The sequence below is a fragment of the Gammaproteobacteria bacterium genome, from assembly GCA_019911805.1.
Lineage (GTDB): Bacteria > Pseudomonadota > Gammaproteobacteria > Thiohalobacterales > Thiohalobacteraceae > JAHJQQ01.
Window position 1 is genome coordinate 1 of record JAIOJV010000105.1, and the last position, 15,745, is coordinate 15,745.

At 61.8% G+C, this 15,745-nt stretch carries 7 protein-coding genes; all 7 read left to right on the forward strand.

All coding sequences use genetic code 11. The features are described from left to right. Positions 1-155: 155 nt before the first annotated feature. The 7 genes from K8I04_13370 (at position 156) to K8I04_13400 (ending at position 15,642) form a co-directional block, all read left to right on the forward strand. Complete coding sequence (locus tag K8I04_13370) at positions 156-2,252, forward strand: 50S ribosome-binding GTPase (protein MBZ0072701.1); 2,097 nt, start codon at positions 156-158, stop codon at positions 2,250-2,252. 9 nt (positions 2,253-2,261) lie between these two features. Then, positions 2,262-3,986 (forward strand): 50S ribosome-binding GTPase, encoded by a 1,725-nt coding sequence (locus K8I04_13375; GenBank protein MBZ0072702.1) that lies wholly within the window; start codon positions 2,262-2,264, stop codon positions 3,984-3,986. A gap of 197 nt (positions 3,987-4,183) precedes the next feature. Continuing rightward, the gene (locus tag K8I04_13380) at positions 4,184-4,519 is read left to right on the forward strand and encodes a helix-turn-helix domain-containing protein (GenBank protein ID MBZ0072703.1); all 336 of its coding nucleotides are present in this window, start codon (positions 4,184-4,186) and stop codon (positions 4,517-4,519) included. 18 nt (positions 4,520-4,537) lie between these two features. Continuing rightward, positions 4,538-5,797, forward strand: a complete 1,260-nt coding sequence (locus K8I04_13385) for a type II toxin-antitoxin system HipA family toxin (protein ID MBZ0072704.1) — start codon at positions 4,538-4,540, stop codon at positions 5,795-5,797. A 1-nt stretch (position 5,798) separates the two neighbouring features. Beyond that, on the forward strand, positions 5,799-12,140 hold the full coding sequence (locus K8I04_13390) for a DEAD/DEAH box helicase (GenBank protein ID MBZ0072705.1): 6,342 nt from the start codon (positions 5,799-5,801) through the stop codon (positions 12,138-12,140). Between the two features lie 16 nt (positions 12,141-12,156). Then, complete coding sequence (locus K8I04_13395; protein MBZ0072706.1) at positions 12,157-14,244, forward strand: AAA family ATPase; 2,088 nt, start codon at positions 12,157-12,159, stop codon at positions 14,242-14,244. 966 nt (positions 14,245-15,210) lie between these two features. Beyond that, a complete protein-coding gene (locus K8I04_13400; protein ID MBZ0072707.1) occupies positions 15,211-15,642 on the forward strand; it encodes a hypothetical protein in 432 nt (143 codons plus the stop codon). Positions 15,643-15,745 lie beyond the last annotated feature (103 nt).

Consider the following 15,745-nt stretch of genomic DNA (forward strand, 5'->3'; position numbering starts at 1 on the left):
ACCCGCATCCGCCGCCCCGTCACCGACGACACCCTCCCCGACGGCCCGCACCAACGCGTCATCGAATACGTCGCACCCTTTGCGACCGCCAGCCGCGAGGATGATTACCGCACCGCGTGGGCGTTTTTTGAGCAGCAGCAGAAGGAGCTGCATTGATGGCTGTACAAGATCAGTACCAGCAGGCGTTGGCTGCCTGTTCGCGCATTGCACACCAGGAATTCGATTGCGTTGGACTATATTTTGCACGGTGCGACAAGATAGTTGCTGCCCTGAAGAAGGAGCTGAGGGCGGCGGTGGTGGTCGGCGGGAAAGCCATGTCCCGAAAGCACGCACAGCGTGATTCTCTGCAGGACATGCTGGACACGCTCGGTGACGAATATTCGGAGCTGAAGGCCAAGCGAAAGCGTAATTTAACCAAGCACAAGCGCGGCCTTTGCCACTTCAACGTGATGTTGTTCGGTCGCACCATGGCCGGTAAAAGCACGATTCGAGAGGCCATTACGCGAGGCAATGGCGCGACAATCGGCAAGGGTGCGCAGCGCACTACCCGCGATGTGCGTGAGTATGAATGGAACAACCTCAGGATCATCGACACGCCCGGCTTCGGTGCCTATAACGGCGAAGAAGATGCGCAGATTGCCCACGAGATCCTTGAGCGCTCGGATGTCGTGCTGTTCATGCTCAACAGCGACAGCATCCAGGAGTCGACATTTTCCGAGCTTCTTTATGTGCAAAGGCTCAACAAGCCATTGATCTTTGTCCTGAACATGAAGAAGGACTTGGAGAACGAAGGTAACCGACGTCGCGCCCTTCGGGATCCGGGCAAGTATGTCTACAAGGCTGACGACATTGCGGGCCATCGGGATCGACTTGAAAAACTGGCGGCCCGTGCCGGGATGCGGACTGATGCGATCACAATCATCCAGATTCATGCGCAGGCGGCATTCCTGGCCACCAAAACCCTTGGCGAAGAGGGGGAGAAGCTGCATCAGTTCAGCCAGTTGGACACCTTGCTTGCCGCCCTGCAAGCCGAAGTGTCTTGTAATGGCCCGGTTCGGCGCATACAGACATTTCTGGACTCTGCACTCCACCATATCGACCAGCAGGAAGCACTGATCGGTGATCAGCGGGGCAAGATAGCCTCGCTGATGAAAGAGTACGAGAACTCCCTAGTTCGGGTGAGTTCATGGAAACAAAAGAAACTACGTGATGCGCCGGCTTTGATCGCGAGTGAGGTAGACAAGGCGTTCAAGCTATTGGTCGATTCGGTTGCTGGTTTCGTCGACGACCACATCGAGGACAAGCATGCGGCAGCAGCGTGGGATAGCCATGTCAAACGCTATTCGATCGAAAGCCGCATCGGCCGTACGGCACAAGCGGTCATGGATGATGTAGTCCACGAGCTTGAGGAATTTCATCGCGAACTGAAGGAAAGTCTTGATCTCGAGTATGCACTCGACGTGGAATGCAAGGCTAGTCACTTCAGTAAAACCGACTACAAACGCATCAATGGATGGGGTTCCGCGATTTCTGGCGTCATCGGGGCGATTGCGTTTGCAAACTCCTGGAATCCGGTTGGCTGGGCATTTGCTGGCCTGGGCCTTCTGTTTGGAATTTTTTCTTGGCTCTCCGATAGTCGGGCCAAGAAGCTCGCAGAGGCCAAACGTGGGCAGCGTGCTTCTATCACAGACGACATCGAGAAGAACAAGGACAAGATCAAGAAGAGCCTGTTGGACTGGTTTGAGGAGCAAGTTCACCTGGGCACCATTGTCCCCGTGGAGGCCAGGCTGCAGCAGCTGTGTGTGTCGCTGACGGCATTTCTGGATACGCTGGATCGGGCCGAGCGTGAATTGGAGCAGTTGCGGCACGACATCAACCACCGGCTGCTTCACCAAGTGGCTGCGGTTGTGACAGGGCAACATTTCGCATTGCCGCGGATGAAGAAAATCGTGCGCGCCCCCGGCTACGCCTGCTATTTCCTGACGTCTGAGCAACCCAAGAGCCTGAGTCTGCTCACCAAAATAGGTGCGGCGCTTGGTGAGAAGGTTCTCGCGGTGAGGGATGGCAGTATGGAGAGCAAGGTCGCGTTTCTTTACCGCGGTTTGGTGGAGAGGATCGACGTTGACCATGATGGCAATGTTGTGCTGCAGGTAAAAAAAGACAATATGGGCAAGGTGCTTGGCAAGTCGCACCGAAGGATCCAGATGGCAGCCGGACTCTGCTCGACAAATATTGAAATTTTCGCAATCTAAAGGACTGAAATGCAGGATCTGGCATACAACGTACTGCGGGAAAAGGTTCAAGAGTTTTGCCGGCGCGCCTCAAGTGTTCTGGGTGCGGATGCCGTCATTTGTAGTGCGACGGAAGGAGCGGGCCGAGGAGCTGGGGTCGCCCCTCTCAATCTGGCCTTTGCTGGACAGTACAGTGCCGGCAAGTCTTCTCTGATCAAGATGTTGACGGGCATTGAAGGCATTAAAATCGGTGCAGGAGTGACAACCGATCGCGTCACCCAGTACCACTACAAGGCGCTCAATATCTGGGATACGCCTGGCATCCTCGCCGGCCAGTGCGAGCAGCACGATCAGGTCGCGCTTGAGGCGATTGCGAGCGCGGATCTTCTGGTCTACGTGATCACCAACGAGCTGTTCGACGACGTTGTGGGAGCCGCGTTTCGCGACTTGTGCTTCAAACGGGGGCGCGCGAAAGAGATGATGATCGTGGTCAACAAGTCAGAGAACGATGCGGCTGATCGCGAAACCAAGCTCGTCGCTATCGCGCAGGTCGTGGAGCCTCTGATTCCCGAAGATTTCCCGATCATCTTCACCGATGCTCAATCCTACTTCGATGGACTGGATGAGGATGACGAACACGAGCGAAGCGAACTCATCGAGCAGTCCAATCGGACTGGATTGGCGCAGGCCATTGACGCATTTGTCGCCGAGCGAGGCTTGTACGGGCGATTGACCACGCCGCTTTCGCAATTGCAGGCGGCGCTTGAGGCAAAGCTTGACGCGATGGTTGTAACGGATCCGGCACAGGAGGGTCTGAATGGCTTGCTTAAGCAGGTTCGCCGTGCATATCAGTCCAGCCACCATGAACTCTCCAGCAAGATTGATGCCGCGCTCGATGCGATGAGTGCCGGCATCATCGAGCAGGGCAATAGGCTCGCCGATACACTCGACGTTGATCAGGAGCAGTTCGAAGTAGCGCAGGAGGCTGCCGTAAGGCAGAGCCTTGAGCTGTGCAAAGAAGCGCAGGCGCAAATTCAGGCTGCCTTGGCACAGTCGCAGGCCGACCTTGAAGATGCGCACGGGCAGATCCTGAACTCCCCGTTGGCAAGTAAAGTGCGGCAAGCGCTTGAAGCCAATACGGAATTGAACGTCGACAAGCTGTCGCGCTCACGCCCGGGCGAGTTCGCTCATGTCGCCAATCCGGTGAAATTGGATACTGCATTCAACAGGGGTGTGCTCGATACGTCACAAAAAGGACTTTCTTGGCTTGCTGCCAACGCTGTAGGAGATGCAACGAAGACAGGATTGAAGTCGGTGTCCGGCAGTACGCTGCATACTTCGGTGAAGGGAATTGGTGAATTTATTGGGTACAAGTTCAAGGCGTGGGAGGCGGTCAAGATTGCCGACAAGATTGGTAAAGGGGCCAAGTTCTTGGGTCCGGCGCTAGCTGTAGTTGGTTTGGGGCTGCAGGCCTGCGATGACTATCGGCAGAGCGAACATGCCAAGGATGTGCTGAAGGTCAGGCGAGAGATCCGCAGTGGATTTCGCGATTACGCTTCAAGAATCCGTGATGAGTTCAAAGAAGACGTGACCCTGATATTCAAGGAGGCATATGAGATGCCTGTGGATGAGATCAATGCTGTGCTGGACAAGATCCGCAGTTCATCGGAGGAGACGTCGTCTGAAATAGACGCGCTGAAGCAATATATGCGGGACGCAAGCGCACTGCGTGGCGAGATCGAGAGCGTTTGCTGATTGGTGGGAAGATCACCAAACCGTCTTTCAGCCATTTTCCAGAGACTGACCGACAGACCGGACGATGATCGAGTAGGGCCTACAACTGCAGACCTCGACCTGTGCCTTCAGGGGCGATATGCGACGGGGGGCCTTGTCCTTCTATGGAGTTGGCCTTATAACGCACTCAACGTCTGTTTATTGGTGCTTTAAGGCATATGACAAAAGCCAATCTCCTGCGTGCCACGCCCCCACTGGAGGTGGAGACCGCGCTGCAGCGGCTGGGCGCGAACCTGAAGTCGGCGCGCCTACGGCGCAATCTCACCGTGGTCCAGGTGGCGGAGAAAATCGGCACCGGGCCGCGCGCGGTGGCCGATGCCGAGAAAGGCAAGCCTGCCACCGCCATCGCCACCTACTTTGCACTGCTGTGGGCCTATGACCTGCTGCAACAGGTCGAGCCGCTGGCGGCGCCGGGCACGGACGAGGTTGGCCATGCACTGGCCGACCGCCGCGCGCGTGCCCGGCCGCGGCGCCGGCTCGACAATGACTTTTGAGGACGAGGCAGACCGGCCATGAGCGAATGCTTCGTCTACATCACCTTGCCTGGGCAGGAGGAAGCGGTCACCGCGGGCCGGTTCGAGTTGGAAGCCGGCCGTGACGGAGTGCCGGTCGGGCGCTTCGTGTATGGCCGTCGCTACCTTGAGCGCGACGATGCGGTTGAGTTCGATCCGGTCGAGCTGCGTTTGGGCGAACGCGAGTACCGGACCTCGCATCACAAGGGCGTGTTCGGCGTGCTGCGCGACGCCGGGCCGGATTACTGGGGCCGGCTGGTGATCGAACGCCACGCCGGCAAGCCACCAACGGATGAATTGGGCTATCTGCTGGAGTCGGCCGATGATCGCGCCGGCGCGTTGGGCTTTGGCTTGAACGTGCAGCCGCCGGCGCCGCGCCGCGAGTACAACCAGACTCTGGCGCTGGCGAAGCTGCAACAGATTGCGCAGGCCCTGCTTGACGAGGCAGCAGGCACGAATGTCACGGCGATGCAGGTCGCCGAGTTGATGCGTGCCGGCACCTCGATGGGCGGTGCGCGCCCGAAGGTGGTGGTCGAGGATGACGGGGCGCTGTGGCTGGCCAAGTTCAACCTCAAGGACGATCGCTGGAACATGGCGCGAGTGGAACACGCCATGCTGCGCCTGGCGGCTCGTTGTGGCCTGGACGTGGCGCAGAGCAAGGTCGTATCAGTCGGTGGGCGCGACGTGCTGCTGGTGCGCCGTTTCGATCGTGACAAGGCCGGGCAGGGATACTTTCGCCACCGCATGGTCAGCGGCTTGAGTTTGCTGCGCGCGGACGAGGGCTATCAGGATCGACCGCGCTGGTCGTATTTATTGCTGGCCGAGGAAGTGCGGCGTGCCTGCCTTGAGGCCGGGAAGGACGTGCAGGAATTGTTCCGGCGAATGTGCTTCAACGCCCTGATCTCCAACAACGACGATCACCCGCGCAACCACGCCTTGCTGGCGCGGGATCGCCACTGGCAGCTGGCGCCTGCCTACGATTTGACGCCCAATCCGCAGGTCAGCATCGAGCGTCGCGATCTGGCGTTGACGGTTGGCGACTTCGGTCGTGCGGCCACCGTGCAGAACCTGCTCTCGCAGGCGACACGCTTCGGGCTACGCCCTGGCGATGCGGCGGCGCTGGTCGAAGCGATGCGTGAGATGGTGCAGGCGCAATGGCTCGCCACCGTGCGTGCCGCCGGGGTCAGTGAGACCGATTGCGACCGGATCGCCGGGGCATTCGTGTACCCGGGTTTCCAACAAGAAACAGAGAGCCCATGACATGCAGCCCTTGATCGTTGCCGAACAGGTGCGCCAGGGAGTCGCGGACTTCTTGGCGACGACGTTCCCGGCCACCACGCCCGGATTTGAAACCGTGATGATGGACTTTCTCTCTGCGCCGGGCAAACTGGTGCAGGGGCCGTACGTCAGCATCGGTCTGCCGTTCCGCAAGTACGCAGGCAAGCCGGTGTTCGACTGGCTGGAGGCTGGTTTCGTCCCGCACGCGCACCAGGCCCGCGCGTTCGAGCGGCTGGTGGGCGATGCGCCCAGGTCAACCCTGATCGCGACCGGTACCGGCTCGGGCAAGACCGAGTGCTTTCTCTACCCGGTGCTGGAGCACTGCCGGCAGCAGCGGGCCGCAGGCAAGCGCGGCATCAAGGCGATCCTGATCTACCCGATGAACGCGCTGGCCACCGACCAGGCCAGTCGACTGGCCAAAGAGATTCTGTCGCGCCAAGCCTTCGCCGGCATCAGCGCGGGCCTGTACGTGGGCGATGAACCGGGCGAGAAAAGCACCACGGTGCGTCAGCTCGACGATGGCCGTTACACGGTGATCACCGAGCGCGACCGCCTGCGGGAAGAACCGCCGGACATCCTGTTGACCAACTACAAGATGCTCGACTTCCTGCTGATCCGTGCCCGCGACTCCGTGTTGTGGCGACATAACGCACCGGACACGCTGCGCTTCCTGGTGGTGGACGAGCTGCATACCTTCGATGGTGCGCAGGGCACCGACCTGGCCTGCCTGATCCGCCGGCTCAAGGCACGCCTGCGCACGCCACCGGGCGCATTGGCCTGCGTGGGCACCTCGGCCACGCTGGGAACGGATGGGCAGGAACGTCTGCTTGCATTTGCCGGTGACGTGTTCGGCGAAGTCTTCGATGACCGCGCGGTGATCGGTGAGGACCGCGAATCGGTCGCCGAGTATCTGGCCAACGATGCGGTTGAGTTCATGCGCATGCCCACAGCCGCCGACTACGAGCGGCTGGCACCGGGCAAGGGCGATGCAAATGGCTACATTGCCGTGCAGTACGCACTCTGGTTCGACACCGACGGCAAGGTGGACGTGCAGGACGTCCAGTTTCAGGCCCGCCTGGGCACGCAGCTGAAGCAGCACGTTGCCTTCCAGAACCTGCTGCGCGACCTGCATCGCCTTGGCAGCAGGGCCGTCGCGCTGGCGGATCTGGAGGACGCCATCTGTGGCCGCCTGCGTGATCGCGATGCGGCGCCGGCAGACTATCCTCGCCGTTGGCTACTGAGTTTGCTGGCGCTGGTGTCGCATGCGGCAGAATCCGTAGACGACAGTGGCCGTCGCCGACCGTTCCTGTCGGCACGCGTAGAGTTGTGGTTGCGCGAATTGCGTCGCATGGTCGCGAGCTTGTCCGGCCAGCCCCGGCTGGTGCACTCGGACGATCTGGCCGGCAGCGATGCCGGCGTATATCTGCCCTTGATCCACTGCCGAGACTGCCATGCCATGGGCTGGGGCGCCGTGGTCAGTGCCACCGACCGAAATCGTCTCAAGAGTGATCTGCAGGGTTTTTACAGCGCATTCTTCGGGCTGGATCTCGGGACGCGTTTCCTGTTCCCGGCCATGGGCGAGACGCCCATCGATCCAAAACAGCTGGAGCGCAGGCAGGCGTGTTGTGAATGCGGCACGCTCAATCTCCGCGACGCCAAGGATTGCAATCACTGCGGATCGAAGTCGCTGTTGGCAATCGACCTCGCCGCCAACCAACGCCAGGGCCGGCGCAATGGCGCGCCCTTCACCAAGTCGCACCACGATTGTCCGTACTGCGACGGCGACCGCACGCTGACCATTGTCGGCGCGCAGGCGGCCAGCCTAGCGAGCGTGAGTGTGGGGCAGCTGTTCGGCAGCCCGTACAACGACGACAAGAAGCTGATCGCGTTCTCCGATTCGGTGCAGGACGCGGCACACCGTGCCGGCTTCTTTGAGGCCAGGACCTGGCGGTTGAACCTGCGGCCGGCGATGGCACAGGTCATCCACGACGCGGTGGCCAACGGCGCGCCGCTGACCTTAGCCACGCTTCCTGGCGTGTTCGAGTCACAGTGGCAGACCCGGTTGGGCGAGAAGAACTACATCAAGGCCTTCCTGCCGCCGTCCATCGCCTGGCTGCGCGACTACGACAAGCTGCTGCACGAGGATGTGCTGCCCGAGGGGAACTACCTGCAGCAGCTGGTCCGGCGTGGCCTGACCTGGGCGATGCTGGGCGAGTTCGCCCAGGACGCCCATGTGGGGCGCACCTTGCCGCGTACGCGGACGGCGGCGGCCGTGGTTGATGCAGAGGCGCTCGCAGCCGCGGTGTCAGTTGCCGCGGCCACATGGCGTGCGAAGGTCGATGCGCTGCGGGCGGTGACCGATGGCGAAGCTGGGGTGTTCCTGCAAGGGCTGCTGGCGCGCATGCGGCGCGTGGGCGCGGTGTGGGACGAGTTCCTGCAGGCCTATGCGCGCCACGGTTGCAACATTTTCGTCTATCGGGCCAACAATCCTGCCGAGTACGCGATGCTGAAGACGCCGCGCCGGCCACGCTTCCTGTCGCTGCTGCCCTACAACGATTGCGATCCGGTGACGGGCGAGAACGCCGGCTTCTATCGCGACTGGGCGTTCAAGTCCCTCGAAGGCCTGGCCAGAGCGGCCTTGATTGACGATTCGGTACTGGCCGATGTCTACCGCATCGCGCTGCAGGCGCTGGCCGATGCCGGTGTCACTGAAGCGCTGGAATCCGAGCGTGCGGGTACATGGGTATGGGGCTTGCGGCCACAGGCGTTGCGCTTGCTGGATGCGGCGGCGGAATGGCGCTGCGACCACTGTCGCAACGCCGTCATGGACCAGCTCGAGGCCGGCTTGGACGGCACGCCCTGCCGTCGTCTGGCGTGCAGGGGTCACTATCGGCTGCACACCGATGGGCTGCCCTCGTTCTACCGCGAACTGTATCTCGCCGCCGACGTGCATCGGATCCGCGCGCGTGAGCACACTGGCTTGCTGGATCGCGCCATGCGCGAACAGGTCGAAGCCGACTTCAAGAGCGGCAAGGTCAACGTGCTGTCGGCCACGCCAACGCTGGAAATGGGTATCGACATCGGCGATCTGTCGGCCGTGTTGATGTGCTCGGTGCCGCCAGCGCAAGCCAACTACCTGCAACGGGCAGGTCGTGCCGGCCGCAAGACCGGCAATGCGTTCATGGGAACCGTAGCCACAGGCCGTCCTCACGATCTGTACTTCTGGGCCAATCCACGCGAGATGCTGGCCGGACATGTTGATTCACCAGGTGTGTTCCTCAATGCTTCTGCCGTGCTGGAGCGTCAGTTGGCTGCGTTTTCGCTGGACAACTGGGTGCGGGATCGCGGCGAAGCAGCAAAGATTCCGCCTCGTCTTGGCGACGTGCTCTCCGCGGTCCGCAACCAGACGCAGTCGAAATTTCCACATCCCTGGCTGGATTACCTGCATCAGAACCAGGCCATGCTGATCGATGGCTTCATCGAACTGTTCAGACAGGGGAGCGCGTCACTGAGCAGGGAAAGCGAAGACTACCTGCGGCGCTTCGTCGAGGGTGGCTCCATGGATACCGGGTCCTTGCCTTGGAAGGTGCTCAACCGGATGTTCGCGGTAATCCGCGACGTGGATGACCTGAAGCGCCGGCGGGCCCGGGTCGAGGCAGAGATCGCCCGCATTGATGGGCTGGATGCGCGTGGAACGTCGGATGACGAGGAGTTGCAGGAGCTCAAGGTGGAGAAGGCCGCGTTGACCCGGTTGCTGGCCGGCATCGACTCGCGCGACACGCTGCAGTTCCTGACCGACGAGGGCCTGTTGCCCAACTATGCGTTCCCCGAGCAGGGCGTGCTGCTGCATTCGGTGATCATCCGCGATGACAAGAAGGTGGCCGCATCGGCCGAGCAGCGGGTGTTGACGTTCGAGTACGAACGCCCCGGGGCCAGTGCCATCACCGAGCTGGCACCCGAGAGCGTGTTCTATGCGGAAGGGCGCAAGGTCACTATCGAGCAGGTCGACGTCGCCCGTGACAAGCCGCAAAAGTGGCGCTTCTGCCGCAGCTGTTCGTACAGCGAACCAGAGGCGGCCGCCGAACCGCTGAACGCATGCCCCCGGTGCGCCGACCCCATGTGGAGCGATGCCGGGCGCGTGCAGACCATGCTGCGCCTGAGCAAGGTGTATGCCCGTACCTATGACAGCAACAGCCGGATTGGCGATGACGCCGATGACCGCGACCGCAAATTCTATGTTCGCCAGGCCTTGCTGGACGTGCCTCCAGGTGCCGTACGGCAGGCCTGGGCGGTGGAGGACGACAGCTTTCCCTTTGCGTTCGAGTTCCTGGAGCGGGTGCAGTTCCGCGAAGTGAACTTCGGCCAGCAGACCGGCGACGGTGAGCCGATCCAGATTGCCGGCAACGATACCCGCAAGCCGGGCTTCCGGATCTGTGCCGAATGCGGGACCTTGCAGCGCAATCGGCGCCGGGAGGATGCCTGGAAGAATCACGCGCTGTACTGCTCCAAGCGCAAGGAGGAAACGCAGGCCGTCCAGGAATGCGTGTTCCTCTACCGCGAGTTCGACAGCGAGGGCATCCGGCTGTACCTGCCGGAGTCGCGCTTCGGCGGTTCGGACTCGAGCGTCCATTCCTTCATCGCCGCGCTGCAGATGGGGCTGGAGCAGCGATTCCGGGGGTCTGTCGACCACCTGCGCATTGCCCGTGATGTCCGCCTGGCCCAGGGGGAAGAGTCGCCACGGCAGTACCTGGTGATCTACGACAGCGTCCCCGGTGGCACCGGCTATCTGAAGGAGCTGATGCGCGATTCTGCGCCGCTGTTCGAAGTGCTGCGCTTGGCGCTTGTGGGTCTGCAGGGCTGCAGCTGTGCTGCTGATGAGAAACGTGATGGCTGCTATCGCTGCCTCTACGGCTATCACAACAGCTCGGAGCGCAAGCATGTCTCGCGGCGCACCGCGGCGGGCCTGCTCCAGGAGATCCTTGCGCACCAGGCCGAGCTGAAGCCTGTTGCGACGATCGGCGATGTGGTGGCGAAGAACAGTCTGTTCGACAGCGAGCTGGAGCGTCGCTTTGTCGAAGCGCTCCGTCGCAAGTCTGCTGGCGGCGCGGCGCGGTTAGAGGTGCGTGACGAGGTCGTTCGCGGAAAACCGGGCTACTTGCTGCAGGCCGGAGATCGCATATGGATGGTGGAACCGCAGGTCGAGCTGGGACCGGATCGAGGCGTTGTCATCCCATGCAAGCCGGATTTCGTGCTGTGGCCGCAGAACATCGACGACATCCTGCCCGTCGCGGTGTTTTTGGATGGTTGGCGTTTCCACAAAGATCGGATGGGCGACGACATCGCCAAGCGGATGGCGGTGGCCAGGAGCGGCAAGTTCAGCGTCTGGTCGCTGACCTCCGATGACATCACGGCCGCCCTTGAGCCAGGGGGTGCTGTGCCGGAGACGCTTTGGGCGCAGGCGTTGCCGCCCTCCGGTGCCGGCCGGGATTCGGGGCCGACCTACACCTTGCTCGATGCTGATGCTTTGCGGTCGTTCCATGCGCTGACCGCTTTCGAACAACTACATGCACGCATCTCCGGGCGGCTGGCTGCCACGGATGACGCGATGGTCAGGCTTGCCGCGGTGTTGGCGCTGCGCCTTGGCGCCCAGCCACTGGCCGCCCCGACCTTCCAGCCGCTCCTTGATTCTCCGGCCGTGCTCGCGCTGCAGGCAGTGAAGGGCTTCGCATGGCCGGAAGGTGCCGACCTCGGGCGATGCTGGATGTCGGAACCAGGGCAGATCGGTCTGGGCGTCCAGATGCGGCGCAGCGAGTTGCAGCAGTTCGCGGCCAAGCCTGGATCACGTGAGCGACAACCACTGGTGGTCCTGTGCTGGGCGGATGTGCCGACGCTTGACGATGGTCAGCGCCGCCGTTTCTGGCAGCAGTGGTGGCATGCGGCCAACCTACTGTTGCCACTGGCCAACACCTGGATGTCCGCGGACTCCGGTGCATTCCTTGGTTCCCTGGAAGCCGCGCCAGCCTACCGGAAGCTTGGTGACATGACTCCCGAATGGGAGGCGGCCATGGCCGACGTGCTGCCTGAAGCCCAAGGGGTGTTGCAGGTCGCCATGGAGGCTGCTGTCGACTGTCCGACCGTGGGTTACGAACTCCTGGACGACGCGGACAGGGTGGTTGCACAGGCAGAGCTTGCCTGGCCCGATCGAAAGGTGGCGCTGTTGATCGACGATGTAGGCCGGGATGTGTTCGAAGCCGCTGGATGGCGGGTGAGGGTGTTGGACCAGGGAATGGGTGTTGGCGACCTCGCCGGCTTGTTGAAGCAGTGATGAGCAGGGAACGACGATGCAGAAGATGGTCAAGGTAGCGCTTTCCGACGATTTCCTGCGGGCGTTCGCGGCGATCCCGCGCGATCGCCAGCAGTCGGTCGTGAAGTTCATGGCGACATTCCGGCAGAACCCGATGTCGCCCGGGATCAACTACGAGAAGATCAACGATGCGGCCGACCCGCGCATGCGCTCGGTCCGGATCGGCATCGATTACCGGGGCATCGTGCTCAAGCCTGACCAAGGCGATGTCTATTGCCTGCTGTGGGTCGACAAGCACGACGACGCCTACGACTGGGCGCGTCGGCACAAGGTCGCGATCCACCCCGAGGTCGGCACGATCCAGGTGCTGGAATCCAGCCGTGGCGAGGTCGTTGCGCCCGAGGGAACCCGGGCGGCACAGGAAGACCTCTTTGCAAGCCTGAAGGATCGTGAGCTGCTCCGACTTGGCGTGCCGCAGGAGCTGGTGCAGCGTGTCCGCTCGATCGTCACAGTTGAGCAGCTCGAGGCCAGTCATACTGGCCTGCCCGATGATGCGTTCGAGGCGCTGTACCTGTTTGCTGCCGGCGAGTCGTATGAATCTCTAGTGCGCGAGCGAGAAGCACCGGCCCAGGTGGATACCGAGGATTTCGCTGGCGCGCTCGAGCGCGATGGCAGCAAGCGCCACTTCCTGGTGATCACCGACGACCTGGATCTGGAAGCCATCCTCGCAGAGCCACTGGCGCGCTGGCGCGTGTTCCTGCATCCCTCGCAGCGAAAGCTGGTCGAACGCGACTGGAACGGCCCGGTCCGCGTACTGGGGGGTGCGGGCACCGGCAAGACTGTGGCAGCCATGCACCGGGCGGTCTGGCTGGCGCGCAAGCTGGCAGACGTGCCCGGCAAGCCGGTGTTGTTCACCACCTACACCCGGACCTTGGCGGACGACATCCGTTCGCAGGTCGCCTCCATCACCACGCCCGCGGAACGGGACAGGATCGAAGTGGCGAACATCGACCAGTGGGCACTGTCGGTGCTGCGTCGTGCGGGCTATCGGCACGAGCTGTTGTTTGACGGTGCAAAGCGCCGCGAACTGTGGACCCGTGCATTGACTCGCAAGCCGGATGGCGAGCCATACCCGGATCCGTTCTATCAGGCGGAGTTCGAACGGGTGATCCTGCCGCAGGGCTGTGAGTCGGTGGACGACTACCTGCGCGCCAGTCGCGTGGGACGGGGCCGTCAGTTGAGCCGTTCCGCGCGCCGCGCGCTGTGGCCGGTGTTCGCCGAGTACCGGGCACAACTCAGGAGCGCCAATCTCCGGGAGCCGGAAGAGGCGTATCGCGATGCGCTGGCGATCTTGAAGCGCGAGGGCACCTCGCTGGGTATCCGTTCGATCGTCGTCGACGAGGCGCAGGACCTGAGCCCGCAGGCCTTGGCCCTGCTGCGTGCCGCGGTACCGGAAGGGCCGAACGACCTGTTCATCGTCGGTGACGCGCACCAGCGGATCTACCGTCACAAGGTGGCGCTGTCGCGGGTAGGGATCGACATCCGCGGCCGGGGGCGCAAGCTACGCGTGAACTACCGAACCACCGACGAGATCAGGAAGTGGGCGGTCGCCCAGCTGGCCAACTGCACGATCGATGACCTGGATGGGCAGCCAGATGCGCTTGTTGGCTACCAGTCCCTTTCGCATGGCCCCATGCCCGAGTCGGTGAACAGCGCATCACGTGCCGAGGAACGATCCGTGATCGAAGCGGCGATCGATCGATTGAAGGCCGACGGCATCCCGATGCGTAGCGTCTGCCTGGTCACGCGAACCAACGCAGAGGCGAACGAGTACGCCCAATGGTTGCATTCGACGGGACGGGAGACACTCAAGCTTGATCGAGGCACGCCAGATGATCAGGACAAGGCCGGTGTGCGCGTCGCCACCATGCATCGCGTCAAAGGGCTTGAGTTCGACGCCGTGATCCTGGCCGGCTATCGCACGCCGGAACATTACGCCAAGGAGTACGGCGAGGAGGAGGACGCTGGGGTCATGCTGGACAACTTGACCAGCGAGCGTTGCTTGCTGCATGTCGCGGCCACGCGTGCCAAGAGGTACCTCATGGTGAGTCGAATCCAGCGTTGATCGCGCATTGGACTGTTGTCCGGGGATCAGTAATGGCGAATTCGGAACGACAAGTCGACCCATGCAAAGAATCACATGGCATCCTCTGGCGCCTTCTGGGTTCTCTGAAGAGACAAGTGACTGGACAGCAAGAACATTGTGCAGTTGCGGATCCGATCTCCATCTGACAATTCTTGTGCAGGTTCGTATAAAGATCGAGGCGATGGAGAACGCGGATAGTTCACGATGTCATGTTGTAGATGCGCCATGTGCTGCTGATCATGGCGCGGCGAATGATAGCTCGAGGTTTGGCTGGATGCCGAATTCCGGCTATGGGCCGTACTGCACCATCCCATTCTCAGCCGGAGTTGGTGATGAGAGGTGCAGAAGCATTGGCTTGGCGTCGTTCGTTTCGGCTCGGCGAGAGGCCAGGATTCTGGCTGATGAGTACGCAGGTCAGGCGCTGGCACTCAAGGCCAAGGCGAGACAGGAGCGGCACTTGCTCTCCATTGCGATCCGTGGGCCAGGCGGAGAAGCGCTCATTCGTCCAAACAGAGTTCGGCTCTGCCTTGATTGGAGCCGGAGCGCCGGCTACTTGTACCTAGGATGGTGTGGTGTGGTGCGGTGCGGAAGCGCGACCGCTGGGCAAGGATTCGGCCGCCGCGATTGTGGAACTGCGAAAGTGTTACGACGGCCTTGGTCGCGAGGGCACATCCGGACGAAGTGGAGCTGGTTGCCAAGATCGAAGCGGAAGCAGCTGAAATCCGACGGCGCTGGTTCGCGCTGGTCAGGATGGTCCACTACATGAACGTGGCGGAGCACCATCGCATAGCGGACGCGGGACGTGGGGCACGGCCTGTGCGACGCGGTAGCGGTTTCATGATTGCTGCCAGCCGGGTCTTGCGTCGAGTTCTCCCTGCTCGTGTCTTGATTCGTGAGACTGGCCTGCAGTAGTGTCGATCTAGAACGGATCACGAGGGCTTGCGCGTGGAAGTCCTGTTTGCTTTTGCGATTCTCGTCATTGGCGCGGTGGGGCTGTCGAAGCTCGGTGGCGAGCGGCTGGATCACGGGTCCAGTCGTACACCTGAGGATCTGACGCCCGGACCGGTATCAGAACAGCCTGATTCGGGTCACGACTACGCGATCAACCCTGCGACCGGCTTGCCCATGCTTCACGGTAGTTCTGGCGGTTTCGATATCGAGGGCAATCTGTACGGGTTTGACGACGAGACGCTTCCGATGCATCGGCATCCCGCTGATCGACAATTGGATGAGATCTTCGGGCATGAAAGCTCGGGCCCATGGATCAATCCGGCAACCGGTTTGCCCATGATCTCCGACAGTCCGGCAGGCGTGGATGTTGGCGGTAATCCGTATGGATCCGTAAGCTCCCCCGTCAAGCGGACATTTCAGAAGTAGAACATCTGGCGGATAGATTGCGGTACTCGATGGGTGTCATGCCGTTGAGTGCGTCGTGCTCGCGGTGCTCGTTGTAGTCGATGAGGAACCGCCACGTGGCTTC